This is a genomic window from Natronolimnohabitans innermongolicus JCM 12255, from assembly GCF_000337215.1.
GTDB classification, from domain to species: Archaea; Halobacteriota; Halobacteria; order Halobacteriales; family Natrialbaceae; genus Natronolimnohabitans; species Natronolimnohabitans innermongolicus.
The window spans coordinates 1-25,844 of record NZ_AOHZ01000085.1; the positions used below are offsets into that span (position 1 = coordinate 1).

The following is a 25,844-nucleotide window of genomic DNA, read 5'->3' on the forward strand; positions in this document are numbered from 1 at the left end:
GGGAACTCGTAGACGGTCTGGAACATCTCGTCGACGTCCATGATCTCGGCGGGGTCGTCGGCGGTGAAGCCGGTGATGTCCGCGCCGGAACTGAACGCCTTGTCGCCGGCTCCCTCGAAGACGACGCAGGCGACCTCGTCGACGTCGACGTCGGTGAGGAGTCGGTCGATCTCCATGAACATGTCGTCGGACATCGAGTTCATCCGCTCCTGGCGGTCGAGTTCGATCTCGAGAACGCCGTCGTCGTCGACTTCCCAGTTGATGTAGTGGTAGGGCGGATCGACGCGGTAGTCGTAGAACCCCTTGCCGGCGTCTTCGCCGGTCCAGCCCTCCTCGACGAGTTCGACGAGGTAGTCGGCGGGCTCGTAGCGGTCCTCGCCGTACTCCTCGTACAGCGACTCGAGTTTCTCGAGGACGATATCGAGGCCGAGTCGGTCGCCGCGCCGGCACATCCCTTCGGGGAAGCTGCCGCCGAGGCGGAGGCCGACGTCGATCGCTTCGGGCGTGGCGACGTCGTTACCGACGAGCCAGGCGGCCTTGTTGATCATCACGGCCTCGGCTCGCAACACGTCGTAGTCGCCGGCGTCCTCGGGTTCGTAGTCGACGCCGTCGCCGTCCTCGTAGTCGTAGAAGCCCTTCCCGCTTTTATTGCCGAGGTTGTCGTTCTCGACCTTTTCTTCGATCGCCGGCGGGACGGGTTGTCCCGACGCATCGCGGAAGTGGTACGCGATGTCGATGCCGCCGAAGTCGTTGAGTTCGAACGGCCCCATCGGGTAGCCACGCTTGTAAACCATCGACGCGTCGGCTTCCTGAACGGTGGTCTCGTCGTTCGAGAGCATCCAGGCGGCCTCCTCCATGAACGGGACGAGGACGGTGTTGACGACGAAGCCGTGGACGTCCTTGCGGACGTAGATCGGCGTCTTGTCGACCGACTCGGCCCACTCGTAGGCCGCCTCGGCGGTTTCGTCGCTCGTCGCCTCGCCGTAGGTGACCTCGACGAGATCCATCTTCACCGGCGGGTTGAAAAAGTGCAGGCCGACGACCTGGTCCGGCCGGTCGGTCGCCGACGCGATATCCGAGATCGAGAGACTCGAGGTGTTCGACGCCAAAATGGCGTGGTCGGGGGCGTGCTCGTCGACCGTCGAGAACGTATCCTCCTTGATCTCGAGTTGTTCGGGGACGGCCTCGATGACCAGATCGGCGTCCGAGACCGCGTCGGCGAGATCCGTCGTCGTCTCGACTCGGTCGAGCACGGTCTCCGCGGACTCGTCGATCTGGCCCTTCTCCGCGAGTTTTTCGACGCTCCATTCGATGTTGTCGTACCCGTCCTGGACGAGGTCGTCCTCGATGTCGCGCATCGTCACGTCGTAGCCGCCGATCGCGGCCACCTCCGCGATTCCGTGACCCATGCTGCCGGCACCGAGCACTGCTACTCGTTCGACTAGCTCGTTCGCCATCACGAGTATCTGCGCTACCTCGTCACATATATCTTTGGAAGCGATTCCGCCGCTCAGGCGTCGTCGGTTCGCGTCACGAGCGCGTCGAGCGCGACCGCGTCGTCGGGCCGCGCGAGCACCGGGTTGATCTCGACGTCGCGGACGTCCTCGCGCTCGGCGAGCAGGTCGCCGACGGTGACGATCGCTTCGGCGACGGCCAGCCGATCGACCGTCGGCCCGCCGCGATAGCCGTCGAACAGCGGCGACGCCTCGAGTTCCTCGGTCATCTCGAGGGCTTCGGCCGTCGAGATCGGCGCGATCCGGTGGGTCGTATCCTGCAACACCTCGACGGCGGTGCCGCCGAGTCCGAGGAGGACCGTCGGACCGAACGAGGGATCGCGCGTTCCGCCGACGATGACCTCGAGTCCGGCCTCGAGATCGACGGCTTCCTCGACCAGGACGTCGGCGTCGACGTCGCGGTCGGCTGCGGCCTCGAGGATCGCCGACGCGGCCGACCGAACCGCCGCGTCGTCCTCGAGGTTGACGTTCACGCCGATACCGTCGGCCCACTCGCTTTTGTGCTGGATCGACGGCGAGGCAACCTTGACGACGACGGGGTAGCCGATCCGCTCCGCGACGTCGACGGCCTCCGCGGGCGATCGGACGCGCTCGCCGTCCGGGACGGAGAGCCCGCGCTCGCCGAGCAACGCCTTCGCCTCGGGTTCCGTCAGCGCCGATCGACCGCTCTCGGCCGCCGCGTCGATCGGATCACTCATCGGCGGTCACCCCCGAGACCGCGTCGTCGACGTTCGGATCGGCGTTTCGCCGCGCGTACTGTACGAGCCCGGCGACGGCGTCGGCGCCGCTCTCGGGCGTCCGGTAGGTCGGAATCCCGAGTTCCTCGAGTTTCGGGAGCTCCTCGTCCAGTACGCGCTCGGGCCCGCCGCTGGCGAAGACGATCGGCTTGTCGACGTCCTCGACGACCTCCTCGAGCGTCTCGACGGGATAGCCGAGCCCCTTCTCGTAGAGTTCGTAGACGAGCACGACGTCGACGTTCTCGTCGCGGGCGACGGCGCCGACGACCTCGCCGAACTCGGGCATCGGTCGACCGGTGTCGACGGGGTTCTCCGAGAACGTGATGCCGGGAAGGATCTCCTCGACGACGTCCTGGGTCTCCTCGGTGAGCGACGGCAGGACCGCCCCGTTCGCCTTTAGTCGGTCCGTGATCGCGATCCCCGGGCCCGCCTGGGCGGTGACGACGCCGACGTTCGGGCCGTCGGGCTCGGGGCAGGTCGCGAGCGCCGTTCCGGCGTCGATCAACTCCGCACAGGATCGAACCGTCGGAACGCCGTACTGCGCGAACCCGGCCTTGTACAGTTCGTACTCCCCGGTCAGTGCGCCCGTGTGCGATTCGGCGAAGTCGCCGACGTCCTGTTCGCCGACGTGGTACGCGACGACCGGCGTGTCGACTGACTCGCACGTCTCGAGGAGTTCGCGCGCATCGGCCGTTCCCTCGACGTGTAGCAGGATCGTCTCTGTTCGCTCGTCGTCGTCGAAGTACTCGATCGCCTCTTTGAAGCCGATGTTCGCGCGGTTGCCGAGGCCGACCATCGCCGAGACGCCGATACCGAGGTTCTGGGCTCTGAAGCCGAGCGAGTAGGAGAGGCCGCCGCTCTGGGCGACGATCGCCAGGTTCCCGGCCGGAATCGTCTCGAGGTCGGTCGTGAACGTCGCGTAGAGGTTCTTCTCGGGGACGAGAAAGCCGCTCGTGTTCGGCCCGAGCAACGCGACGCCGCTGGATTCGGCCGCGTCGATGAGCCGTTCCTGGAGCTGTTCGCCGTCGCCGCCGGTTTCGGCGAAGCCGCCCGCGAAGATGACAGCGCCGCCGACGCCGGCCTCCCCGCACTCTTCGATGACGTCCGGCACCGCTGCCGCCGGGACACAGAGCAACGCGAGGTCGGGGTCGTCGTCGATTTCGGTTACCGAGGCGACGAACTCCCGGCCGAACACGTCACCCTCGCCGGAGGGGTTGACCGGATAGACGTCACCGCCGAACTCGAGGGCGTTTCGCATCGCTTCGTAACCGATCTTTCCCGGGGTATCCGACGCGCCGATGACGGCGATACTTCCCGGATCGAACAATCGTGTGACGGACATGGTTCGCAGTTCCGGTAAGACGATAAAAGTCTTTTCCCTCCCGCTCTCGCGATCGGCCGATACCGCGTCCACCGGGCGCGAATCGGCTGAAACGATAGTCTCGCGACCCGCCGACCGGTCGATCCCACCCGTGCCGTTTCTCGCCGTCTCTCCCGAACCGTCCAAAATAGTCGAACAGCTTAATAGCGGGAGTCGTATACGTACTGGTATGTCCGGCATGAAATCGGTTCAACGAGCCTTCGACGTAATAGACGTCCTCTGGAAGCTCGACGGCGCTGGGCCGACCGAGATCGCAAACGAGATGGATATCCCGCGAAGCACGGCCCACGTCTACCTCCAGACGCTCGAGTCGACGGGATACGTCGTGAGCACCGCTGGCACGTACAAACTCAGCCACGCGTTCCTCTCGATGGGATCGCGGATCCAACAGCGAAACCAGATCTACCAGGTCTCGCGGCGCGCCATCCCGGATCTGGCCGAGGAAACGGGGGAGGTCGTGACGCTCGTGATTGAGGAGGCGGGCGAAGCCGTCTTCCTCCAGCGGGAGTCCGGCGAGAAGGCGATCGAACTCGGGCTGTACGCCGGCCTCACGCTCCCGCTTTACTCCCACGCGGCCGGAAAGACCATCCTCTCGCAACTCCCGTCGAAGCGCGTCGACGAGATCATCGATACACGGGGGCTCGAACCGGTCACGACCGAAACGATAACCGATAGAGAACGCCTTCGCGAGGAACTCGAGACGATCCGATCGGACGGCTACGCCGTCGACTGGGACCAACAGATCGAGGGGATGGGGACGATCGCCGTTCCGATCGTGGTCGACGATACGGTCGAGGGGAGCATCGGTATCGCCTGTCCGACCGAGCGGGTGAAAAACGAGTCCTATCGGATGGAGCTGGTGAACAAGCTCCGAGAGACCAACGAGACGATCACGATCAAGTATCGGTACGGCACCTGATCGGCGCTCCGTCTCCTGATTCGTTCTCTTGATTCTCTCGAGAATCGCCGCTTTGCTATCGCATCCCTTTCCGACGGTCGACGACCGAGTTCGACCCGTTCTGGCAGTAGTACTCGTTCTGCGGGACGCTGGCGTCATCGAACTCGGAGACGCGTCGCGGCCGTCGGGTCGCCGGATACTCGAGACGGCGGCCGTCTCAGAGTAGCCCGGCGAGGTTGACGGCGTGGGTCAGCGCGGCGCTAATCGGGATCAACACGAGCGTTCGGACCACGAAGATAGCGGTGATGTCGCGGAGGCGGACCGGAATGTCCGTGAACATGTCCATCATCATCGGGCCGGAGGCCGCAAGGAAGAGGATCTGGCCGCTCACGACGAGGATGACGAAGAACTGCGCCATCGGCGCGAGTCCGGTCGCCATCAGCGCGCCGACGTACATTTCGGCGAAGCCGATGATGAGCGCCGACGCGACGACGTCCGCGTCCGGGATGCCAAACGCCGCGATGACGGGCTCGAGGGGTGTGGAGATGAGCTGGAACAGCTGCGTGTTGTGGTAGGTGAGCAGGACCAGCGTCCCGACGGCGACGACGGTGCCGGTGATCGTCGCGGTGAGGACGATGCCGTCGACGAGTCCCTTCCAGCCCGCGCGCACGGACGACGTTCCTTTCGATTCCTCCATCGCTTCGCTGAGGGCGAGACGGACGTAATCGCCGGCCGAGCCGTTGAGCTTCGGTTCGACGTTCGGCTCGGCGATGTACTCCTCGGGAACGCGAGACAGCGGCGGGATACGGATCGTCACGATCGCCGCTGCGAGGATCGCGATGAGATAGGCGAGCAGAATGACGGGGAAGATGTGGAGCATGTCGAACGCGGCCGCGAAGACGCCGATCGTCCCGATACTCGCCGTCCCGAAGCACGAGCAGATGATGAAGACCTCGCGTTTGTTGTAACCGCCCCTATCGAACACCGTTCGCGTGACGTAGAAGCCAATCGCGAACGAGCCCGCCCACGACGCGGCGCCGTCGAGCGCCGATCGGCCGGGCAGTCCGAACAGCGGCTGCATGACGGGCCGCGCGAGCGTCCCGACGAACTCGAGGGCGCCGCACTCGATGAGCATGTTGACGAAGATCGAGCCGAGCGGGATGATGATCACGATGCTCAAGATGAGCGTCCCCCAGACGATGCCGGAGACGTCCGGATCGAGTACCAGCGCCGGACCGACCTCGAAGAGGAAGCCGGTCGCGATCACCGCGCCGAGGATCCGTAACGCCCAGAAGGCGGTGTTCGTCTCCCAGAGTTCGAGGCTCAGCCGATCAACTGTCTCGTCCTCGAGTTCGTAGATCCGTCGCGAGTGAAACTCCGAAACCGTCGTCAGCAGCGCCGAGCCGACGACCATCAGCCAGGCCATGCCGAGGACGTACTGGGCGGCGTTCGCCTCGATAATGCCGACGAAGATGTCGAACGGAACCGTGACCGTCTCCCCCCACGGAACCGGGAGTACGAAAAACGCTAGCCCGATCGAGAACACGGTGACGAACCGGACGAACGGAATCGTCTCCGTCTCGGTGAGGGAGTCCTCGTCGATCGTTTGCTCGTCGGGTTCGGCGTGTTCCCACGTCTCTGTATCACTACGCCACGCGTCTTGCCGAAGCATATCATGTGACTATGTTACATTAGTTATATATGTTTCGGTACCTTCGCAGACTGGTTCGCGACCGTACAACTATCGCCGAACATCGTCTCGTTTTTCAGAGTGTCACGGAACAATGTCTCTCTTGTGACGCTTTTAGCGTAGCTACTGAACGCCACTACACAGCCGACCGTCAGATGGTGTTCCGATCAGTGTGCAACTCGTTTCAGTGGCTCCTACCGTTCCCGTCGCCCCTTCTTGCGTCGGATGGTCGGTCGTCTCGAGCCGGTCACGTCCACAACTGTTGGATACCTCTCTTTCTAGCGAGAGTATTCGGACGGAGCGTACGCTGCACGGATTGTACGGGCCGGTCGGCCGCCGCGTCGAAACAGACTGATGAGCGACGGTCGTTCAATTGATTTACGAGGGTACTTCTGTAATACCCTGGGCTCTGTTGTGAACGATTCTCTCTGTCTGAGGCTACCACGGCACAGCACATATCCACTACTGTTGGATGAATTCCGTTCTCGTGTCGGTACGTCTGTCGTTGTCGCTCGCGTTCGTCTCCGCCATTGATTCCGCCGTCTACGGTCGGACTGGGCCGCTACAGGGTGTCGCTGCACCGCCGACTTCCGTTCGACGCCCCCGGGACGAGGCGCGTAACGACAATCCGTAAATTTAGGTGGACCCAGTCGTACTATCCGATATGGACTTCGCGATACCGTCCGAACAGCAGGCGATGCTCGAGGAGATCCGCCGGTTCGGCGAGAACGAGATCGAGCCGGTCGCCGGGGAGTACGACCGCGACGAGACGTACCCTCACGAGATCATGGACAAAGCCGCCGAGATGGGGCTGCTCGGCTCGGCGTTCCCGGTCGAGTACGGCGGCGCCGACTACTCGATGCTCGAGCGCGCGCTGATGATCGAGGAACTGTTCTCGATCGACCCCGGAATCGCCCTCTGTATCACGTCCGCCGACTTCGGCAGCGAGGCGATCCTCGAGTTCGGCACCGAGGAACAGAAAGAACGGTACCTGCCGCCGATCGCGGCGGGCGAGGCGGTGATGGGCGCGGCGATCTCGGAACCGCAGGCCGGCTCCGACGTGACCTCGCTGACGACGCGCGCGGAGAAAAGTGGTGACGAGTGGGTCATCAACGGCAACAAGATGTGGATCACGAACGGAACGATCGGCGACTACTTCGTCGTTCTCTGCGAGACGGATCCCGACGCCGAGAGCCGCCACGCCGGCTACTCCCAGCTCATCGTCGAGGCCGACCGCGACGGGTTCGACGCGGACAAGATCAGCGGCAAGATGGGCGTCCGCGCCAGTCCGACGGCCGAACTGATCCTCGACGACGTCCGCGTCCCCGAGGCAAACCTCGTCGGCACGCGCGGCGAGGGCTTCTACCAGCAGATGCAGTTCTTCGACGAGACGCGCGTCACCGTCGCCGCACAGGGCGTCGGCATCGCGACGGGCGCGGCCGACCGCGCACGCGAGTACGCCCAGGAGCGCGAACAGTTCGACCAGGCCATCGCCGAGTTCCAGGCGATCCAGCACAAGATCGCGGAGATGTACACCGACATCGAGGCGGCGCGCCAGCTCACCTACAAGGCCGCCTGGGCCGCGGACCGGGACGACGTCGACGGAACGCGGTACTCCTCGATGGCTAAGGAGTACGGCTCCCGCGTGGCCGTCGACGTCGCCAACGAGGCGGTCCAGATCCACGGGGGCTCGGGCTACGTCGACGACTTCGCCGTCGAGCGCTTCTACCGCGACGCGAAGATCACCCAGATCTACGAGGGGACGACCGAAGTTCAGAAGAACATCATCGCTCGAGAACTGCTCTCGTGAGCCGATGACCCGACGACCCGACCGAGCCGAGCCACCGAAACCGATATGCTGATAGAGACACACACCCACACACTGATCCAACCATGATGGACTACGACCTCACCCTGACGAAAACGCTCACCCGCGCGGTCGAACAGTTCGGACACAAGGAGATCGTCACCAAGCTCGACGACGGTAGTTACCACCGCTACACCTTCGAAGACGCCTACGAGCGCATCTGCCAGCTCGCCCACGCCCTCGACGAGTACGGCCTCGAGCGGGGCGACCGCGTCTCGGTCATGGCGGTCAACCACTACCGTCACTACGAACTGTACTACGGGCCCTCCTGTAGCGGCCGGAGCATCCACATGACGAACCACCGGCTCCCCGAGGAGCACCTCATCGAGATCATCAACGAGGCCGAAGACCGCCTGCTGTTCGTCGATCCCGCATTCGTCGAGACGATCGAGTCGGTCGCCGACGATCTGGAGACTGTCGAACAGTACGTCGTTCTCGACGATTCGGTCCCGGAGACGTCCCTGTCGCCGGTCACAGACTACGAGTCGTTCATCGGTGGCCACCCGACCGAGTACGACTGGCCGGACCTCGACGAAGAGACTGAATGTGGCATCTGTTACACCTCGGGAACGACGGGCCTCCCGAAGGGCGCCGCCTACTCCCATCGCGGACTGTACCTCTTGAGCATGTCCTACGGCGCGAAGGACAGCTTCGGCGTCTGCGAGCAGGACGTCATCCTCCCGGTGGTGCCGATGTTCCACGTCAACGGCTGGTGTCTCCCCTACAGCGGCACCCTCTACGGTTCGTCGTTCGTGCTCCCCGGCTCGCACACCGACCTCGAGAGCGTCGAGGAGATGATCCGCGACGAGGGCGTGACGCTCGCGGCGGCCGTGCCGACGATCTGGACGGAGATGGCGACGTACATCGACGAGAACCCGGCGGCGGACATCAGCACGCTCGACCGCATCCTCACCGGCGGAAGCTCGCCGCCGCCGGCGATCATGCGCCGGTTCGAAGCGGAGTTCGACGCGCCGATCATCCAGGGCTACGGGATGACCGAGGCTTCCCCGCACCTGGTCAACACGCTCGTGACGACGGAGGTTCAGGAGCTTCCCGAGGAGGAGCAGTACGACCTCCGAACGAAGCCGGGACAGCCGACGCCGGGCGTCGAGCTCAGGCTCCGCGATCAGAACGGGGATCCGGTGCCCCACGACGGCGAGTCGACGGGCGAGATTCAGGCCCGGAGCCCGTGGGTCATCGACGAGTACTTCGCCCGGCCTGGAGCAACCCAAGAGTCGTTCACCGAGGACGTCCCTAGGAGCGAAGCGGCTGGGGAGTTGGAAGACTCGTCTTCCAGAAGGTGGTTCAAGACCGGCGACATCGGCACGATCGACGAGTACGGCTACCTCGAGGTCGTCGACCGCTTAGACGACGTGATCAAAAGCGGCGGGGAGTGGATCTCCTCGGTCGAACTCGAGAACGAGCTGATGGCCCACGAGGCGGTCGCCGAAGCGACGGTCGTCAGCGTCGACCACGAGCGCTGGCAGGAGCGCCCGGTCGCCTACGTCGTGACCACCGACGACGTCACCGAGGACGATCTTCGGGACCACCTCCTCGAGCGGTTCCCCAAGTGGTGGCTGCCGGACCTGTTCCTCTTCGCCGACGACATCCCGCGCACGTCGACGGGCAAGTACGACAAGCAGTCGCTCCGAACGACGTTCCACGACGAACACGGCTCGCTCCCGACCGACGAGGCGACGCTCGAGGGGACGCCCGAGCAGGACTGAATTCTCCGGAACGCTGCTCGCTTCGCCAGCCTCGTTTTTTCTTCGCCGCTTGAGTGGATAGTCCTCGGCTACGCGTTCGTGTCTCGGTTGTCAGTCGCTGTGCTGCTTATCGTCAGGGGAGACCGAGAGCACCGCTTTTGATTGTTCGGTGAATACGTTCTGGTCCGCTATAGTAGCCACTGAAAGTCAGTGCACACCCAATCGTACGACGGCTGTACGGTTGGTGTGTAAGCAGTTTCAGTCGTCATTATAGAAACACGTCCATTTTGATGACGCACTTATCGGGGTGTCGGCACGTGTTCTCGTCGCTATGCGATGTCGCCAGTTCTTGCCGGTTCGACCGTGCGTGTCCTGACGACCTCTTCCTTCGAAATTGACCGACTCTATCGCGCATCTTTGGCCCCTTCGCAGCGTCCTCTGATATAATATCAAGACCTCGAGCACTCGGTACATCCACTATCGAAATCGTACGGCCTTCGTTTTGCAGTCTTTCGTCCGGAAGCCGAGATAGACGCGTAAATTAGTGTAGTGTTCCATTATACTACCTCATCCCCTGATTACTCATCACACGAAACCATATAACAAAGCGTTCCATTGACAACTCGTATCATATGTGTGATAACCGAGAGGAAAGCGGAGAAGCGAGTCGACGAAACTTCATGGTCGGATGCGGTGCCGCGGCGGCGATGGCCGTAAGCGGACTCGGTGCCGGTACGGCGGCGGGACAAATGGAGTCGATGGGGGACATCGAAACGCTAGTCGACGGATTGCCGACCAACTGGGGGCGGTGGGGCGAAGACGACGAGATCGGCGCGCTCAATTTGCTCGACAGCGAGCAGACGTTTGCCGGACTGCAGGCGGCGATGCGCGGCGGTCCGAACAACATCCAGCAGTACACGCTGCAGGTCCCGATGACGGGCGACGCGCTGGAATCGGTCGTCGACGAGACCGCAGAGTCGTCGGTGGACGCTGGCGATCCACTGTACCCGCCGCGGACGCCGGCCAGACGGGATAATACCGACGACGCGACGACCATCGACGATCCCGCCGCGAACGCCGGAGTCAAGTCGTCCGACGACGCGTTCGTCACGAAGCTGTTCCTCCACGGGACGACTCACATCGACGCGCTCGGACACGTCTGGTACGGCGACCAGCTCTACAACGGGTACGACGAGATGGCGACGGCGGCGGTGACGGAGTTCGACCAGCCGATTCCGGGGCTCGATGCCGAGGGCAACGCGACCGAGGTGACCGAAACCAGGGGACACGCCGAGGCCAGCGTCGCGCCGCTCGCCGAGTCCGGAATCACGGGTCGCGCGGTCCTCCTCGACGTCGGTCGTCACGCGGGCGACGAAAACGGCTGGCTCGAGCTCGGCGCCTCGATAACGCTGTCGGATCTCCTGGAAACGGCGGATACACAGGGCGTCGACGTTCGGGAACGGGACATCGTCCTCGTCCGAACCGGCGCCGTCGAGCGGGCGGTCGATCCCGACGCGGAGTGGGGACCGGACGCGGAACCGGGCCTTACCTTCAGCGAGGAACTCGTCGAGTGGGTCCACGAGATGGACATTCCGCTCATCGGCGCGGACAATATCGCGGTCGAAAAACTCGTCCAGAAAATCGACGGCGAAACCTACGTGATCCCGCTCCACGCGGCACTGCTTCGCGACCTCGGCGTCTCGCTGAACGAAATACTCTGGCTCGGTGACGTGGCCGAACAGTGTGCAGAAGACGGCATCTACGAACTCATGTACGCCGCGGCGCCGTTACACGTCGACCGTGCGACGGGGGCGCCGGCAAACCCGATCGTCCTGAAAGCGACTCGAGACGGCGACCGCGGACGGGACACTGATCGCCGAGGGGACGCCGCAAACGGCGAAAACCGGCGGCCACGCAACTGAGCGCCGACGAGTGGGCTTTCGCTCGAGTACCGTTCGTCTCTGCCGGCCCCCGTCCGTCCCCGTCGTCCCGATCTTCTGCCCGTCGCGTCCGCTGCGACCTGTTCTTCGAATCCGTGGCGCTTCCAGTTACGGACGCCATACTATACAAGTGTATTACTGTAAATAGTCTCGGATTTTCAACTCTCGAGTTGCCAAACCAGTCTCCGGATTCGACTGGCAAACATCCGTTATCAGATACCATACATCGTCAACGACCGGGTCGGCGTGAGCGTCCGCACTCGTCCGAGTTATATTTTACAAGAGAACGCAGTGAATTGTACTTCGAGGCGCGTTCGCGGCGCTGATCGATTCGCTGATCCGGGAATCGCCAACGGTGATCGACCGTTTCCGAACGCCCGCGTTCTCGGCGGTTTCTTTCGTCGAAACGTTATTGTACCACGGTGGTGACTGGTACGCATGATCGGCGAACGATCGTTGCTCGAGGACGACGAAACGGCGTATCTCGAAGCGACCAAGCGCGTGCTTCGCGAGGAGGTCTTTACGGGCCAACTCGACAGAGACCACATCGAGTCGCTGGACCGAAACGAGGAGACCGAAGACGACTGGGCGACGTACGCAGAGCGGATGGGCGAACACGATTTGCTGGGCGTCTCTATTCCGACCGAGCACAACGGCGGCGGCGAGGGGATTATCGAGACGGTGCTCGCCGAACAGGCGATCGGATACGAAGGGAGCATCGTCCACGCCTGTCAGACCTCCCTGACCCAGCACATCGGTCGGACGATGTACGAACACGGCAGCGACTACATCGTCGAAAACTACCTCGAGCCGATGCTCGCCGGCGAGTTCGTCGTCGCGCAGGCCTTTACCGAACCCGGGAGCGGCACCGACATCGCCAACCTCGAGACGAGTGCGGAACGCGACGGCGCGGACTACGTCGTCAACGGCGAGAAGCGATTCATCGACTTCGCGCCGTACGCCGACGTGTTGTTCGTTCCGGTCCGAACCAGCGGTTCGGCCGGCGACCGAGACGGGCTCTCGATCCTCGTCGTCGACGGCGACACGGACGGTCTCGACGTGCTCGAGCCCCACACTGACTGGCACGGGTTCCGGGGCACCGGCGCCTCCTGGATCGAGTTCGACGACGCGCGGGTTCCGGCGGAGAACGTCGTCGGCGAACCCGGCGAGGCCTGGACGTACATCACGAACGAACTCAACCTCGAGCACCTCACGATCTCGCGGTACTGTCTCGGCGCCAGCGAACGCGCACTCGAGATCGCGATCGATTATACGGCCGAACGAGAGGTAAACGATCAGTCGCTCTCGCGGTACCAGGGTGTCAACCACAAGATCGCCGATCTCAGCACTCGCCTCGACGCGGCTTACGCGCTGAACACGCGGGCGGCCCGGATTCTCGACGACCGGGGGATGGACGCCGGACGCATGGAAGGGGCGATGGCCAAGCAGTTCGGCAACGAACTCGCCCACGAGATCGCCGACACGGCGATGCAGGTGATGGGCGGCATCTCTACGACGACGAAGTATCCGGTCGAACGCATCCAACGCGACGTGCGGGCGGGTCGGTACATGGGCGGTGCGACCGAGGTGATGCAGAGTATCGTCCAGCACGACGTCTACGCGTCCGTCCGCGACGAGACGTTCGACGGCGACCTCGTCGGAAACGAACTCGAGGGCAAACCCTGGCGGACGTGACGGCCGTCATACTGTCGGACAGCAGTCAGTGAGCAGTCGGTCGCTCTGTCGTGAGCGGACGGCGACGAGACGATCGGAACGCCCGGCTGCGTGTGTCGATGCACGCCGAAATATTGATCATCACCTCGCGTGAATGTGGAAACAGTGAACATTGTCGCTCGGTACCGCGGGGCACTCGAACGGAGCGTCCGAGCGCTCTGGAACGACGGCCGCGGCAAGATCCTGCTCGTCATCGCCGTCGGCTGGGGGCTCTCGATGGGGACGCGAATGGTTTACCCAGTCTTGCTCCCCCACCTCCGTACGGCGTACGGGATCGACCATACGACGGCCGGTCTGCTGGTCACCGTGCTGTTCGTCGCGTACGCGATCGGACAGCTCCCCGGCGGGATCCTCGCGGATCGAATCGGTGAACGGACGATTTTGATCGTCAGCGCGCTCCTCGCCGGAGGCACGCTGGCGCTGGTGACGACCGCGGGCTCGGTGGCGGTGCTGTTCGCCACGACGGCCCTGTTCGGGCTCGCGATCGCGCTCTACGCGGTGGCCAGGTACACCGTCCTGACGCGGCTGTACCCCGACAATCTAGGCGCGGCGAACGGGGCGACAGCGGCGTCGGCGGACGCGGCCCAGTCGGTGTTGCCGCCGCTTGCGGGAGTGCTCGCGGCGGGACTCTCCTGGCAGGCGGGATTCGGGTTCGCGGTCCCGCTGTTCTTGCTCACCGCACTCGCGCTCTGGCTGATCGTTCCGGCGCGAACGGACGACGACGAATCCGGCGTTGACGACGATCGAACGGACGAGAACGCTGCCGCAGACGATTCCACTTCGAACCCCATGTCGGACGCGCTCGTCGCTCTCCGCCGTCCCGCGATCGCGAAGGGCGCGCTCGTCTACGCACTCGCACTCTGTATCTGGCAGGCGTTTACCGCCTTCTACCCGACGTACATGATCGAGATCAAGGGACTGTCGCCGTCGCTCGCCGGCGTGTTATTCGGACTGTTTTTCGTGCTGGGAATCGGCGTCAAGCCGCTTTCGGGCGGCGTGTACGACCGTATTGGTGCGCGCCGATCGCTGTTTATCGTCACGAGCGTCTCCGGCGTGGCGCTCGGTCTGCTCCCCTTCGTCGACGCCGTCTGGCTCCTCGTAGTGATCACGGCCCTGATCAGCGCGCTTCTCGGCATCAGTACGATCGTCGAATCGTTTCTGCTCAACCCCCTTCCGGAGAACGTCCGCGGAACCGGATTCGGCGTCGTTCGCACCGTTGCGTTCCTGATCGGTGCGACGAGTCCCGCACTGTTCGGCGCGGCCGGCGATCGCAACCTGTTCGACGAAGCGTTCCTCTCGCTTGGCGTCCTCGCCGGGGTGGCGCTCGTGGTCATCGCACTGCTTCCCGACGAGTGACGGCGCTCGATCCAGTAACTACATAGTCTACCGTGGTAATTGTATGCGTGTGCCACTCTCAGACATCTCCGTCGTCGATTGCGGACAGGTGATCGCCGGGCCGTTGTGTGCGACGTTTCTCGCCGACCTCGGCGCCGACGTCGTCAAGGTCGAACCGCCGAACGGCGAAATGTACCGCAGCTACAGACGAACCCTCAACGGCGAGCCGTACAATCCGGGATTCGAACTGTTCAACCGGAACAAACGCGCCCTCTCGATCGACCTCAAATCCGACGAGGGCGGCGCGCTCATCCACGACCTGATCGAAGAGACCGACGTGTTCATCCAGAACTGGCCGCCGGGCGTCGCCGAGCGACTCGGCGTCGACTACGACACGCTCACGGACATCAACGAGGACCTCATCTACGTTCACATCACGGGGTACGGACAGTCCGGACCGATGGCCCACCTGCCGGGAATGGACGCGATGACCCAGCACGTCTCGGGCTTTACGAGCATACTCGGATACGAAGACGACCGTCCGCCGATCCGATCGCAGTCGTCGCTCGCCGACTACTTCGCGGCGTACAGCGCGACGGTGAGCGTCCTCGGCGCGTTGATCGGCCGCGACGACGCGGGCGGTCAGAAGGTCGAAATCTCGCTCCTCGAGGCCCTGTCGCACAACCTCGACGCGGCCTACGAGTTCTACAACAACCTGGGTGAAGTCCCCGGCAAGGGCGGTCGCAACCTGTACTACCAGCCGGACATGCTCTACGGCGCGGCCGAAGCGGCCGACGGGTACGTCTCCGTCGCGTTGTTGCTGTACTCCGAGCGGATCTGGGAGGCGTACTGCGAACTCCTCGATCGGCCGGAACTCCTCGAGAAAGAGCGGTACCAGACGACGCAGGGCCGTGCCGAGGACGCCGACCACCTCTGTTCGCAGTTCGAAGACTGGCTGCGCGAGCAGCCGGTCTCGGCGGCGGTCGAACGGCTCAACGAACTCGGAATCCCCGCCGCGCCGTACCAGACGATCGAGGAGGCCGCGGAGATGGAGCACATGGACCATCTCGGCGTCTTCGAAGAGATCGATCATCCGGTGTACGAGTCGCTGACGCTGACGTCCACGCCGCTTTCGCTCTCCGAATCCGACGTCTCCATCCGCAGCCGCGCGCCGCTGCTCGGCGAACACAACCGGGACGTCCTTCGGGAGCAGGGGTACGACGACGACGAGATCGACCGTCTCGTCGAGGAAAACGTGCTGTCGGAGTAGTTTCGGTTCGAACGCCCCTCCGGTTCCAGGCGGGGCGATCGAACGCGGTTTCGACACCGAAACCGAACGTCGGCGTCCTTACGTCGATTCGTCCGGCGGTCGCGGCGTCAGGTAATCGTCGACGGTCGTATCGCGGCTCGTTTCGATCGAAAACTCGATGTCGGCGACGGTGTCGATCTCCCTGACGTGCTGGACGAGCGCGTCGACGTCCTCGTTCGAGACGGCGGTCGCGACCGCGTAGATGTCGTAGGTGCCGATGCCCTTGCAGACGAGCCAGAACGGCATCTCGGCGATTTCCTCGAGGAGGGCGTCTTTCGCGCCGGGCTCGTCCGTAACGGAGATCGCGAGCCGGACGATTTCCCAGTCGTGTTCTTCCGGCTCGAGCAAAAAGAACGGCGACGTTCGGTCCAGGAGCTTCGAGACGCGCTTTCGGACGCCCTCGGTCGAGAGTTCGTGGCCCTTGTCGGCGAGCACCCTCGCGATCTCCGAGTACGGCATCCGCGGATCGTCCGCGAGGATCTTGAGAATCGCCCGGTCGATGTCGTCGACGTCGTTCATAATCGAACCGTGCTATGCGTTTGCATATACGTGTACCGGTCGACGATCGAACGACGGCGCTATTTCGCCCTGCCCGTCACGAATCGACGTGGCGCGATTACGCTTCCTCGTCGGCCGGTCCCGCAGTGCCGGCTTCGATCATGCGCTCGATCTGCTCGTCCGAGTAGCCGAGTTCCTCGAGGACGGCGCGGGTGTGTTCTCCCTGCTCGGGCGGGCGGTCGCCGAGTTCGGGTCGGCCGTCGGTCGTGCTAAACGGCGGGTTGGACGTCTTGACCTCGGTGTCCGTCCGGATGTTGTGCGAGTTGGTGAGCATGTTCCGGGCGGCGACGTGCGGGTCCTCGACGAGTTCGTCGGTGTGCTGGAGCGGGCCGGCCGGAACGCCGGCGGTTGCGAGTTGCTCGCAGAGCTCCGACCGTTCGTAGTCGCTGAACTCGTTGTTTAGGATCTCGCGGAGTTCGTCGCGGTTCTCCCAGCGTCGGTCGTTCGTTTCGAACCGGTCGTCGGTGATGAGGTCCTCGCGGTCGATGGTGTTGCACAGCCGCTCGTAGAAGTGGTCGTTGACGACGCTGAGGTAGAACGGCTCCTCGTCGGCGGCGTGGAACACCTCGTTGGGGGCCAACCCGGCGAAGCCGGAGCCGGACCGCTTGGCGACTTCGCCGGTGCCAGTGTAGTGGGCCACCCAGTAGCCCATCCAGGCGGTCGCGACCTCGAACAGGTTGACGTCGATCCGTTCGCCCTCCCCCGTCTTCTCTCGGTCGAGCAGGGCCGACGAAAGGAGAAACGCCGCCGTCGTCCCGGTCCCCCAGTCGATCACGCTCGCGCCGATGCGAACGGGCGGTCGGTCCCGGTAGCCGATCGTGGACATCAGTCCGCTCATCGCCTGGATGATCGGGTCGTAGGCGGGCCACTCGGAGTACGGGCCCTCCTGTCCGAAGCCGGTGAGAGACAGGTACACCACGTCCTCGTTGGTTTCGGCGACCGACTCGTAATCGAGTCCGAACTTCTCGACGACGCCGGGGCGGAAGCTCTCGACGACGACGTCGGCCTCCTCGGCGAGGTCCTGTGCCGCCGCCTGTCCCGATTCGCTCTTTAGATCGAGGCAGACGCTTCGCTTGCCGGCGAGGTTGACCGACGCGAACATCGCTCCGTCGAGCAACCCGCGAAACGCGTCTCCTTCTGGCGGTTCGACTTTAACGACGTTCGCGCCGAGCATGCCCAGGAACTGGGTCGAAACCGGTCCTGCGATCGATTGTGTCAGGTCGAGTACATCGATACCGTCGAATGGCTGCATATGACATGGTCATCGGACGGGAGGACCAAAACAGTATCGCCCGTTCGCGGCGCGGCGCGTGTGCCGGACGCAGTCGGTTCCGAGCGACCGCGACGCTCGAGTACACCCGACTCAGTAGTCGTAAAACCCGGCGCCGGCGTCCGTCCCGGTTCGGCCGTCCGAGACGAGTTCCCGAAGGTACGGCGCGGGTTCGTACCTGTCGGCGCCGTACTCCTCGTGGAGCGACTCGAGTTTCTCGACGATGACGTCGATTCCCGTTTCGTCGGCGTACGTACAGGGGCCTTCGGGGAAGCCGGTGCCGAGGCGCATCCCGGTGTCGACCGCGTCGGCGGTCGCGACGTCGTTGCCGATGAGCCGGGCGGCCTCGTTGACGATCATGGCGTCGACCCGCAGCGTGTCGAACTCCGCGCCGTCACCCTCCTCGTAGTCGGGTCCGTCGCCGTTTTCGTACTCGTAATGGCCCGTCCCCGTCTTCCGGCCGAGCTCTTCGTTCTCGACTTTTTGTTCCATCAGGGGCGGGACGTCGACGTCGCCGGCCTGTCTGACGTGGTAGGAGACCTCGATTCCGGTCATGTCGATGAGTTCGAACGGCCCCATCGGATACCCCCGCCGGTGAACCATCGCGGCGTCGACCTCCCGAACCGTCGCCTCGTCGTTCGAAACCATCCAGTGGGGTTCGTCGAGGAACGGACCGAGGACGTTGTTGACGACGAACCGGTGGACGTCCTTTCGGACGTGGATGGGTTCCTTGCCGATGGCTTCCATAAACTCGGCTGCGCGCTCGGCCGTCTCGTCCGCCGTCTCCGAACCGTAGACGACTTCGACGAGCTCCATCTTTACGGGCGGATTGAAAAAGTGCAGGCCGACCACGTCGGACGGTCGCTCCGTCGCGCTCGCGATCTCCGTGATCGAGAGCGACGAGGTGTTCGACGCGAGGATCGCCCCCTCCGGCGCGAACCGATCGACGTCCGCGAACACGTCCTGCTTCAGTTCCATCTGCTCCGGTACGGCCTCGATGACGATATCGGCGTCGGCGACGCTCTCCTCGAGATCGACCGCCGTCTCGATCCGCGCCATCACGTCCTCGACCGGTTCCTCGAGAGCGCCGCCGTCCTCGAGTTTCTCGAGCGACCACTCGACGTTTCGATACCCCTCCTCGACGGTCTCGTCGTCGACGTCTCGCATCGTGACGTCGTAGCCGGCCATCGCGACGACCTCGGCGATCCCGTGACCCATGCTTCCGGTACCGATTACGGTCGCGTGCTGAATGTCCTCACCTTGCATTGTGAACTTCCTGCACGCCTCACTACTTAACCCCACCGACTCGAGCGGTACGAACCGTCTGTGGCTGGTTTGGGAGGACGTTCGTTCGGACGCGGTGTTCTCGATGAAAAAAGATAATACTCCCGTTGGCAAACGAACACACATGAGTGTAGATAGCACGGATCTCGTCGAACTGGATCGAACGGACGACCTCCTCGAGGTTCGGTTGAACCGGCCCGACAAACTCAACGCGTTGAATCCCGAGCTCATCGAGGGACTTCACGAGGCGTTCACTGCGGTCGCCGACGAGCGAGGACTGGGTATCGTGATAACGGGCGCCGGTCGCGTCACCTGCGCGGGAATGGACACGGAGATCGTCTCCGGCGACTACGGCGAGTACCCGGACCTCCACGCCACGCTACAGGAGGTGTATCAGCTGATCGAGACGCACCCCGGCCCCGTCGCCATCGCCGGTAGGGGCGCGCTCGTCGGCGCCGGGGCGATCATCTCGCTGTCCTGCGAGTTCGTCGTTCTCAGCGAGGACGCGACGTTCGCGATTCCGGAGGTGAAGTACGACATCGCGTCGGCGCGAGCCGCTGATCGACTCCCCGACGTCGTCGGTCCGCGGGCGGCCGCGGAGCTGTTGCTCACCGGGGAGGAGATCGATCCGGAGCGGGCTCGATCGCTCGGGCTCGCGACCGACGTCGTCCCGTCGGACGCGGTCGAGGACCGCGCTCGCGAGCTGGTCGCGACCGTCGGCGACCACGACCCGGAGACGATCGCCGAGCTGATCGAGCTGTTGAACGGAGGGGCCGACACGTGAGCCACCTTCCGCCGCCGGACGAACGCTTCGAGGTCACGCGGGAGAGCTGGCCCGACGACCTCCCCCGAACCCTCTCGTTTCCCGACGGGCGACGCCCCATCCACGAGTCGGTTCGGATCCGCGCTCGAGAGCACCCCGACGCGCCGGCGGTGACGTTCTACGGTCGAACGCTCTCCTGGAGCGACCTCGAGGCGGCCGTCGACGCGTTCGCGAAATCGATGCGGGCACGGGGGTACGACACCGGCGACGTCTGCGGCCTCTACCTCCAGAACTCGCCGCAGTTTCTCGTCGCGTACCACGGCGCGCACAGAGCCGGGATGGCGGTGACGCCGATCAATCCGCAGTTCAAGGCGCCGGCCGTCGCCAGACAGCTCGAGGACAGCGACGCGGCGGTCGTCGTGACTCACACGGACGCAGTCGACGTCGTTCGAACGGCGAGCGCCGAGACCGCCGTCGACGACGTCGTCGTGACCGCCTACGGGGAGTTCGCCGGCGACGGCGACGACGTCCCCCTCCCCGCCGTCGTCGCGGACGAATCACCGGTGGCGGACGTGGTGGACGACGACGTGCCGTTCGAGCGGTTGCTCGAGGAGGATCGATCGGTCGAGCTGCCCGACGTCGCCCTCGACGACGCGGCGTTGCTCCAGTACACGGGCGGCACGACGGGCTTGCCGAAGGGCTGCGTCCACACCCACTGGAACGTGCTGTTCAAAGCGGCGACGACCGCGCGGGTTCGGGGCTACGGGCGACCGGACGTGCTCCTCGGGACGATGCCGCTGTTTCACGTCGCGGGGAAACAACGGTACTGCGACGCGCTGCCGATAACGGGCTGTCACGCGGTCCTCCTCGCCCGGTACGAGCCGGACGCCGTGTTGGCGTCGATCGACGAACACGAGGTGACGTCGACGTGGCTCGCCGTTCCGTCGATCCAGGAACTCCTCGAGCACCCCGACGTCGACGACTACGACCTCACGTCGCTGTCGGACCGCCGCGAGTTCACCAACTGCTCGAGCTTCGGAACGGCGCTCACCCGGGAGCTGAGCGACGCGTGGCGCGAGCGCACGGGCGCGTACGTCCAGGAGTCCGGATACGGGCTCACCGAGACGCACACGACGGATACGCACACGTACGGCGACTCGCGGGTCGACCCCGGATTCGTCGGGCAGCCGTGCTACGGGGTCGAAATCGAAATCCGAGACTTCGAGACCAACGAGGCGCTTCCCGCGGGCGAGTCCGGCGAGATCGTGGTGCGGTCGCAGGCGACGATGGAGGAGTACCTGAACCGGCCGGACGCGACGGCGGCGGTCCTCGAGGCCGACGGCTTCCTCCACACCGGCGACGTGGGGCGGCTGACCGAGGACGGCTTCCTGTACTTCCTCGGGCGCCGCAAGGACACGCTCAAGGTCTCCGGTCACACCGTCTCGCCGCGAGAGGTGGAGACGGTGCTGTCCGACCACGACGCCGTCGACGAGGTGCTGGTCGTCGGCGCGCCACACGAGCGACGCGGATCCGTCCTCGAGGCGCACGTCGTTCCGACCGACGAGGCGACGACCGAGGACGCCCTCGAGGAGGCCATCTTGCCGTTCGCCGAGGCGAATCTGGCCGAGTACAAGGTGCCAAAGCGCGTCGTTCGCCGCGATTCGTTCCCCCGGACCGACGTCGGGAAGGTCGACCGCGTCGCCTACCGGGAGACGCTCCCGGCGGACTACGAGTGAGACGGACGAGGTCGCTCGCCGATTTCTCGCGGACTCGGTTTCGAGGTCGAACGCGTTCGAACGAGTCGAGGCGGTCGACGGGTCGAAAAGAGCAGTTCCGGATCGTCGGCGCGCTCGGAACTAGTCGTCAGCCGGAACGAAGACGGGGACGGCCACGTCGTCGGTCGCCGTCGGCACGAAGCGGGCGTCGACCGCCATCCCCACCTCGACGTCCTCGGCCGGACAGCCGACGACGTTCGTGATCACGCGGGGGCCCTCCTCGAGTTCGACGTAGGCGAAGACCGCCGGCAGGTCGTCGTCCGGCCAGAACTCGAGGTGGCGGTGAATCGCGAACGAGTAGACCGTCGCGGCTCCCGTCGCCTCCCGCCACTCGGCGTCGGCGAAACAGTCCGGACACAGCGCGCTCGGATAGTGGTAGACGAGGCCGCAGTCGGGACACTCCCGGACGAGGAATCGCCCGTCCGCGGCGGCCGACCAGAACGGCTCGGTCTCGGGGGTGACCGTCGGCACCGGACGTGGCTCCCAGGCGTCGATCATCGGTCTTCCCTCCCGAGAACGGCGGTGATCGATCCGTGTCTCGTCCCGAGGCTTCCGCCGGTTCCGTGGGCAATCGCGACGTCGGCGTCGACCTGAACCTCGTCGTTCGCCTCGCCGCGGAGCTGTCGAACCGCCTCGATTACCTTCGTCATACCGCCCCTGTTCCCGGGGTGGTTCGAACAGAGCCCCCCGCCGTCGGTGTTAAACGGCAGGTCGCCGTCGGGCGCCTGCAGCGTGCCGCCCTCGACGAACGACCCGCCCTCGCCCTTCTCGCAGAAGCCGAGATCCTCGAGCGTCTGCAGGACGGTGATCGTAAACGAGTCGTAGATCGACGCGTAGTCGACGTCGTCCGGACCGATCCCCGCGTCCTCGAACGCCCGCGGTCCGGACTCCCGGGCCGCGGTGTGGGTCAGGTCGATTCGCCCGCCCTCGCGGTGGCCGATCGCCTCGCCGTACCCGAGAACCTCCACGCAGTCGCGCTCGAGTTCGGCGCGAACGTCCTCGCTCACGACGAGGAGGGCGCCGCCGCCGTCGGTGACGACGCAGCAGTCGAGCAGGTGCAGGGGGTCCGCGACCGGCCGCGACTCGACGACGTCCTCGACCGTCACCGGATCCCGAAAGAGCGCGTGCTCGTTGTACTGGGCGTGGTGTGATGCGGCGACCCGGATCTCGGCGAGTTGCTCGCGCGTCGTCCCGTACTCGTGCATGTGACGCTGTGCCGCGACGGCGTACTTGCTGAGCGTCGTCGCGCCGTAGGTCACCTCGAAGGCGTCTTGATAGGTGTGAAACTCGTCGCCGCCGGCGTTCTTCCCGGATCGGGGACGTCCGGCGAGCGTGATGAGGGCGACGTCGCAACGCCCCTCGCGGATCGCGTCCGCCGCGTGGCCGACGTGGCCGACGTAGGACGACCCGCCCCAGTCGGTCGTTCCCGCGTGACTCACGTCGAGCCCCAGATAGTCGGCCATTATCAGCGGCGTGAGACCGCGCTCGTACCACGGCATTCCGGCGGTGAAGTAGCCGTCGACGTCGTCCTTCGCGAGCCCCGCGTCGGCGAGTGCGCCGCGAGCGACTTCGGCGTGTAACTGCATCGTCGATTTGTCGGGCGCCTCTCTGGTCGGGTGCTCGTAGGCACCCGCTATGAACACTGGTTCCGAATCGACCATGCGCGAAGTCACTCGGCACTGCTACGTAAACATTGCTATGGGATCCCACACCTTCCACGTCTCGACGACGATGGCGGCGAAGGTGGTGTCAGCTCACGGACGGCTGCACACGCTCGGGTCGCGACCGTGGGGGACGGAGGCACACCTTTAATAGCGCTGGTTCAGAATCAGAACCCGATGATTTCGCTCTCCCCCGAACAGGAGATGCTAGTATCGTCGCTGGAGGACCTCGCCGAGCGCGAGTTCACCGACAAGGCCTTCGAGTGGGACGGCCCGCCCTGGGAAAACGTCGAGTTGCTGGCCGAGCAGGGCTTTCTCGGCATCAACATCGCCGAGGAGTACGGCGGCGGCGGCATGACCGAGTTCGACGCCGTCCTCACGATCGAAGCCGTCGGCCGCGTCTGTCCGGACACCGCGGAGTTCCTCTACAACCAGCAGATGGTCGCGCCTCGAGCCATCGAGATGTTCGGCACCGAGGCGGCGAAAGAGCGGTACCTGCCGCCCGTAATGGACGGCGGGGATGCGATTGCGATCGCGATCTCCGAGCCCGAAGCCGGTTCGGACGTGGGATCGATGCGGACCCGCGTCGAGGAGGACGACGACGGAACGCTCGTCCTCAACGGCGAGAAGATCTGGGTCAGCCACGTCGAGCAGTCGAGCGCCGCGGTCGTCTGGGCGAAATTCCCGGAGGGGCTCGGCTCCGTGATCGTCGAACTCGACGCCGAGGGCGTGGAGATCGAACAGCACTACGCGAACATGGCCGACCAGCACCAGACGCACTTCCGAATGAACGACGTCGTCGTTCCGGACGAGAACGTCCTGACGCGCGGCAAGGACGGGTTCAAGAACCAGCTGCAGGCGCTCAACTGGGAGCGCCTCGGCAGCGCGACGGTCGCGAACGCGTGGGCTCGCTGCGCGCTCGATAAGGCCCTCGAGTACGTCGAGACGCGCGAGCAGTTCGATCAGCCGATCGGCGACTTTCAGGGCGTCGAGTGGATGCTGGCCGACATGACCAAGGAGGTCGAGGCGTCGCGTGCGCTCACCCACCGCGCGGCGGTGCGGGCACACAACCGTGGCGAGGCGCCGGACCGACTCGACTCCTCGCTGGCCAAACTCTACGCGAGCCAGATGGTCGAGGACGTCGTGAGCACGTCGCTACAGCTTCACGGCGCTAACGGCTACCAGCAGGGTCACCCGCTCGAGTACCTCTATAGACTCGCCCGAGGTCGCCGACTCGCGGCCGGAACCGACGAAATTCAAAAGAATCAGATCGCCGCCGCCGTCAAGCGAAACGGACTGCCGGACCTCGCCTAAGGCGACGTTCCGTTCTGGATCGCCGAATTCCGGTCCGATCGCGCGCGGATCGGCCCCGCGTTCGGCTCAGGAACTGTACTCGCGATCGTACTCCGGATCTCGTTTTTCCTGGAACGCGGCGATCGCCTCGTGGTGTTCGTCGTCGTTGACGCACTCCCACTGGTGTTCGATCGCGTCCTTGCAGTAGTCCTCGAAGGAGTTGCGCCAGTCGACGAGTCGATTCGTGCGACGAACCGCGGTCGCCGGAAGGTCGAGGAGATCCTCGGCGAGGGCTCGCGAGGCGCCTACCGGGTCGTCGGCGAGCTCGACGGCGAGTCCGAGGTCGACCGCGTCTTCGGGGGTGATATCCTTCCCCGTCAGCAGGTACTCTTTCGCCTTCGCCTCGCCGATGAGCCGCGGCAGGAGCCAGCCGCCGCCGTCGCCGGGAACGAGTCCGACGCGGACGAACCCCTCCCGAAGAACGGCGTCGTCGCCGACGATACGGAAGTCACACGCGAGGGCGAAGTCACAGCCCGCGCCGATCGCCGGCCCACCGACGGCGGCGATCGACGGCTTGTCGGTCGTCCGCAGCTGTCTGACGACGTTCTGAACTCCCCAGAGGTAGCCCGCATAGTCCTCCTTCGACATGTCCTCGTGCCAGTTCGGCATCTCGCTGACGTCCGCCCCGGCGCAGAATCCGTCGCCGGCGCCCGTAACGAGGATGACGTACACCCCGTCGTCGTCGGTCGCGTCCCTGAGGGCGACGTTGAGCTCGGCGATCGTCTGCTGGCGAAACGCGTTGTACACGTCCGGCCGCTCGATGGTGATCGTCGCGATTCCCTCGTCCGTCTCGTAGCTGATATCCTCGTACATAGCTTGCCTGGTGCGAGCGAGCGAGTTTCATCGCTCGCCGCGAACAAACGAAAGCAGCGACGGCTACTCACTTGAGTGTATCTATCACGCCGGTCGTTCTCACACCCGATCGCGGTCATCGGCGCGGCCGCTCGAGCTATCACTGGAAATATCTTCCTCTACCACAAAAGTAAAATACGTGAAGAAGCATTCGTACGTTATGGGTTATCAAGAGACAACTCGGCGAAAAACCCTTGCAGCTATCGGTGCAGCCGGC

General features: G+C 64.6%; 20 protein-coding genes. 10 read left to right on the top strand and 10 right to left on the bottom strand.

The annotated features are described in order from the left end of the window. The 3 genes from C493_RS18275 to C493_RS18285 form a co-directional block, all read right to left on the bottom strand. The coding region (locus C493_RS18275) for a 3-hydroxyacyl-CoA dehydrogenase/enoyl-CoA hydratase family protein (RefSeq protein WP_007260974.1) at positions 1 to 1,457 on the bottom strand (1,457 nt) is incomplete at its 3' end. 53 nt (positions 1,458 to 1,510) lie between these two features. Next, positions 1,511 to 2,212 carry an acetate--CoA ligase family protein gene (locus tag C493_RS18280; protein WP_007260975.1) on the bottom strand — a complete coding sequence of 234 codons (702 nt, stop codon included), beginning with the start codon at positions 2,210 to 2,212 and terminating at the stop codon, positions 1,511 to 1,513. Beyond that, positions 2,205 to 3,593: an acetate--CoA ligase family protein gene (locus C493_RS18285; RefSeq protein ID WP_049889486.1), complete on the bottom strand. Its 1,389-nt coding sequence runs from the start codon at positions 3,591 to 3,593 to the stop codon at positions 2,205 to 2,207. Before C493_RS18285 ends, C493_RS18280 begins: the two co-directional genes overlap by 8 nt. Positions 3,594 to 3,801: 208 nt before the next feature. Between C493_RS18285 and C493_RS18290 the strand changes: the two genes are divergently transcribed. Beyond that, a complete protein-coding gene (locus C493_RS18290; RefSeq protein ID WP_007260977.1) occupies positions 3,802 to 4,551 on the top strand; it encodes an IclR family transcriptional regulator in 750 nt (249 codons plus the stop codon). A 196-nt stretch (positions 4,552 to 4,747) separates the two neighbouring features. On the opposite strand, the gene C493_RS18295 is transcribed toward C493_RS18290, so the two are convergent. Next, on the bottom strand, positions 4,748 to 6,202 hold the full coding sequence (locus C493_RS18295) for a YjiH family protein (RefSeq protein WP_007260978.1): 1,455 nt from the start codon (positions 6,200 to 6,202) through the stop codon (positions 4,748 to 4,750). A gap of 682 nt (positions 6,203 to 6,884) precedes the next feature. Here C493_RS18295 and C493_RS18300 point away from each other — a divergent pair. The 6 genes from C493_RS18300 (at position 6,885) to C493_RS18325 (ending at position 16,072) form a co-directional block, all read left to right on the top strand. Then, positions 6,885 to 8,030, top strand: coding sequence for an acyl-CoA dehydrogenase family protein (locus C493_RS18300; protein WP_007260979.1), 1,146 nt, complete (start codon positions 6,885 to 6,887; stop codon positions 8,028 to 8,030). Positions 8,031 to 8,116: 86 nt separating this feature from the next. Then, positions 8,117 to 9,814 (top strand): long-chain fatty acid--CoA ligase, encoded by a 1,698-nt coding sequence (locus C493_RS18305; protein ID WP_007260980.1) that lies wholly within the window; start codon positions 8,117 to 8,119, stop codon positions 9,812 to 9,814. Between the two features lie 611 nt (positions 9,815 to 10,425). After that, positions 10,426 to 11,715 carry a cyclase family protein gene (locus tag C493_RS18310; protein WP_152421202.1) on the top strand — a complete coding sequence of 430 codons (1,290 nt, stop codon included), beginning with the start codon at positions 10,426 to 10,428 and terminating at the stop codon, positions 11,713 to 11,715. Between the two features lie 456 nt (positions 11,716 to 12,171). After that, complete coding sequence (locus tag C493_RS18315; RefSeq protein ID WP_007260982.1) at positions 12,172 to 13,428, top strand: acyl-CoA dehydrogenase family protein; 1,257 nt, start codon at positions 12,172 to 12,174, stop codon at positions 13,426 to 13,428. A 144-nt stretch (positions 13,429 to 13,572) separates the two neighbouring features. Then, positions 13,573 to 14,823 (top strand): MFS transporter, encoded by a 1,251-nt coding sequence (locus tag C493_RS18320; protein ID WP_007260983.1) that lies wholly within the window; start codon positions 13,573 to 13,575, stop codon positions 14,821 to 14,823. Positions 14,824 to 14,872: 49 nt separating this feature from the next. Continuing rightward, positions 14,873 to 16,072 (top strand): CaiB/BaiF CoA transferase family protein, encoded by a 1,200-nt coding sequence (locus C493_RS18325; RefSeq protein ID WP_161606917.1) that lies wholly within the window; start codon positions 14,873 to 14,875, stop codon positions 16,070 to 16,072. Positions 16,073 to 16,150: 78 nt separating this feature from the next. On the opposite strand, the gene C493_RS18330 is transcribed toward C493_RS18325, so the two are convergent. The 3 genes from C493_RS18330 to C493_RS18340 form a co-directional block, all read right to left on the bottom strand. Next, a complete protein-coding gene (locus C493_RS18330) occupies positions 16,151 to 16,630 on the bottom strand; it encodes an Lrp/AsnC family transcriptional regulator (RefSeq protein WP_007260985.1) in 480 nt (159 codons plus the stop codon). A gap of 97 nt (positions 16,631 to 16,727) precedes the next feature. Then, positions 16,728 to 17,921, bottom strand: coding sequence for a CaiB/BaiF CoA transferase family protein (locus tag C493_RS18335; RefSeq protein WP_007260986.1), 1,194 nt, complete (start codon positions 17,919 to 17,921; stop codon positions 16,728 to 16,730). Positions 17,922 to 18,032: 111 nt separating this feature from the next. Further along, positions 18,033 to 19,205: a 3-hydroxyacyl-CoA dehydrogenase NAD-binding domain-containing protein gene (locus C493_RS18340; RefSeq protein ID WP_049889485.1), complete on the bottom strand. Its 1,173-nt coding sequence runs from the start codon at positions 19,203 to 19,205 to the stop codon at positions 18,033 to 18,035. 142 nt (positions 19,206 to 19,347) lie between these two features. On the opposite strand from C493_RS18340, the gene C493_RS18345 reads away from it, so the two are divergent. Beyond that, on the top strand, positions 19,348 to 20,007 hold the full coding sequence (locus C493_RS18345) for an enoyl-CoA hydratase/isomerase family protein (RefSeq protein WP_007260988.1): 660 nt from the start codon (positions 19,348 to 19,350) through the stop codon (positions 20,005 to 20,007). After that, positions 20,004 to 21,722 carry an AMP-binding protein gene (locus tag C493_RS18350; RefSeq protein ID WP_007260989.1) on the top strand — a complete coding sequence of 573 codons (1,719 nt, stop codon included), beginning with the start codon at positions 20,004 to 20,006 and terminating at the stop codon, positions 21,720 to 21,722. The genes C493_RS18345 and C493_RS18350 overlap by 4 nt, the downstream gene beginning before the upstream one ends. A gap of 120 nt (positions 21,723 to 21,842) precedes the next feature. On the opposite strand, the gene C493_RS18355 is transcribed toward C493_RS18350, so the two are convergent. Together C493_RS18355 and C493_RS18360 are read right to left on the bottom strand one after the other, a co-directional pair. Beyond that, the gene (locus tag C493_RS18355) at positions 21,843 to 22,259 is read right to left on the bottom strand and encodes a Zn-ribbon domain-containing OB-fold protein (protein ID WP_007260990.1); all 417 of its coding nucleotides are present in this window, start codon (positions 22,257 to 22,259) and stop codon (positions 21,843 to 21,845) included. Further along, positions 22,256 to 23,422 (bottom strand): thiolase domain-containing protein, encoded by a 1,167-nt coding sequence (locus C493_RS18360; RefSeq protein ID WP_007260991.1) that lies wholly within the window; start codon positions 23,420 to 23,422, stop codon positions 22,256 to 22,258. The genes C493_RS18355 and C493_RS18360 overlap by 4 nt, the downstream gene beginning before the upstream one ends. A 177-nt stretch (positions 23,423 to 23,599) precedes the next feature. On the opposite strand from C493_RS18360, the gene C493_RS18365 reads away from it, so the two are divergent. After that, positions 23,600 to 24,736, top strand: a complete 1,137-nt coding sequence (locus C493_RS18365; protein WP_007260992.1) for an acyl-CoA dehydrogenase family protein — start codon at positions 23,600 to 23,602, stop codon at positions 24,734 to 24,736. Between the two features lie 66 nt (positions 24,737 to 24,802). Here C493_RS18365 and C493_RS18370 read toward each other — a convergent pair whose 3' ends face one another. Continuing rightward, positions 24,803 to 25,588 (bottom strand): enoyl-CoA hydratase/isomerase family protein, encoded by a 786-nt coding sequence (locus C493_RS18370; RefSeq protein ID WP_007260993.1) that lies wholly within the window; start codon positions 25,586 to 25,588, stop codon positions 24,803 to 24,805. Positions 25,589 to 25,844: the final 256 nt, after the last annotated feature.

Coding starts and splice junctions, on each gene's coding strand:
- C493_RS18280 (WP_007260975.1), bottom strand. CDS start 2,212: ATGAGTGATCCGATCGACGCGGCGGCCGAGAGCGGTCGATCGGCGCTG.
- C493_RS18285 (WP_049889486.1), bottom strand. CDS start 3,593: ATGTCCGTCACACGATTGTTCGATCCGGGAAGTATCGCCGTCATCGGC.
- C493_RS18290 (WP_007260977.1), top strand. CDS start 3,802: ATGTCCGGCATGAAATCGGTTCAACGAGCCTTCGACGTAATAGACGTC.
- C493_RS18295 (WP_007260978.1), bottom strand. CDS start 6,202: ATGCTTCGGCAAGACGCGTGGCGTAGTGATACAGAGACGTGGGAACAC.
- C493_RS18300 (WP_007260979.1), top strand. CDS start 6,885: ATGGACTTCGCGATACCGTCCGAACAGCAGGCGATGCTCGAGGAGATC.
- C493_RS18305 (WP_007260980.1), top strand. CDS start 8,117: ATGGACTACGACCTCACCCTGACGAAAACGCTCACCCGCGCGGTCGAA.
- C493_RS18310 (WP_152421202.1), top strand. CDS start 10,426: ATGTGTGATAACCGAGAGGAAAGCGGAGAAGCGAGTCGACGAAACTTC.
- C493_RS18315 (WP_007260982.1), top strand. CDS start 12,172: ATGATCGGCGAACGATCGTTGCTCGAGGACGACGAAACGGCGTATCTC.
- C493_RS18330 (WP_007260985.1), bottom strand. CDS start 16,630: ATGAACGACGTCGACGACATCGACCGGGCGATTCTCAAGATCCTCGCG.
- C493_RS18335 (WP_007260986.1), bottom strand. CDS start 17,921: ATGCAGCCATTCGACGGTATCGATGTACTCGACCTGACACAATCGATC.
- C493_RS18340 (WP_049889485.1), bottom strand. CDS start 19,205: ATGCAAGGTGAGGACATTCAGCACGCGACCGTAATCGGTACCGGAAGC.
- C493_RS18345 (WP_007260988.1), top strand. CDS start 19,348: ATGAGTGTAGATAGCACGGATCTCGTCGAACTGGATCGAACGGACGAC.
- C493_RS18355 (WP_007260990.1), bottom strand. CDS start 22,259: ATGATCGACGCCTGGGAGCCACGTCCGGTGCCGACGGTCACCCCCGAG.
- C493_RS18360 (WP_007260991.1), bottom strand. CDS start 23,422: ATGGTCGATTCGGAACCAGTGTTCATAGCGGGTGCCTACGAGCACCCG.
- C493_RS18365 (WP_007260992.1), top strand. CDS start 23,600: ATGATTTCGCTCTCCCCCGAACAGGAGATGCTAGTATCGTCGCTGGAG.
- C493_RS18370 (WP_007260993.1), bottom strand. CDS start 25,588: ATGTACGAGGATATCAGCTACGAGACGGACGAGGGAATCGCGACGATC.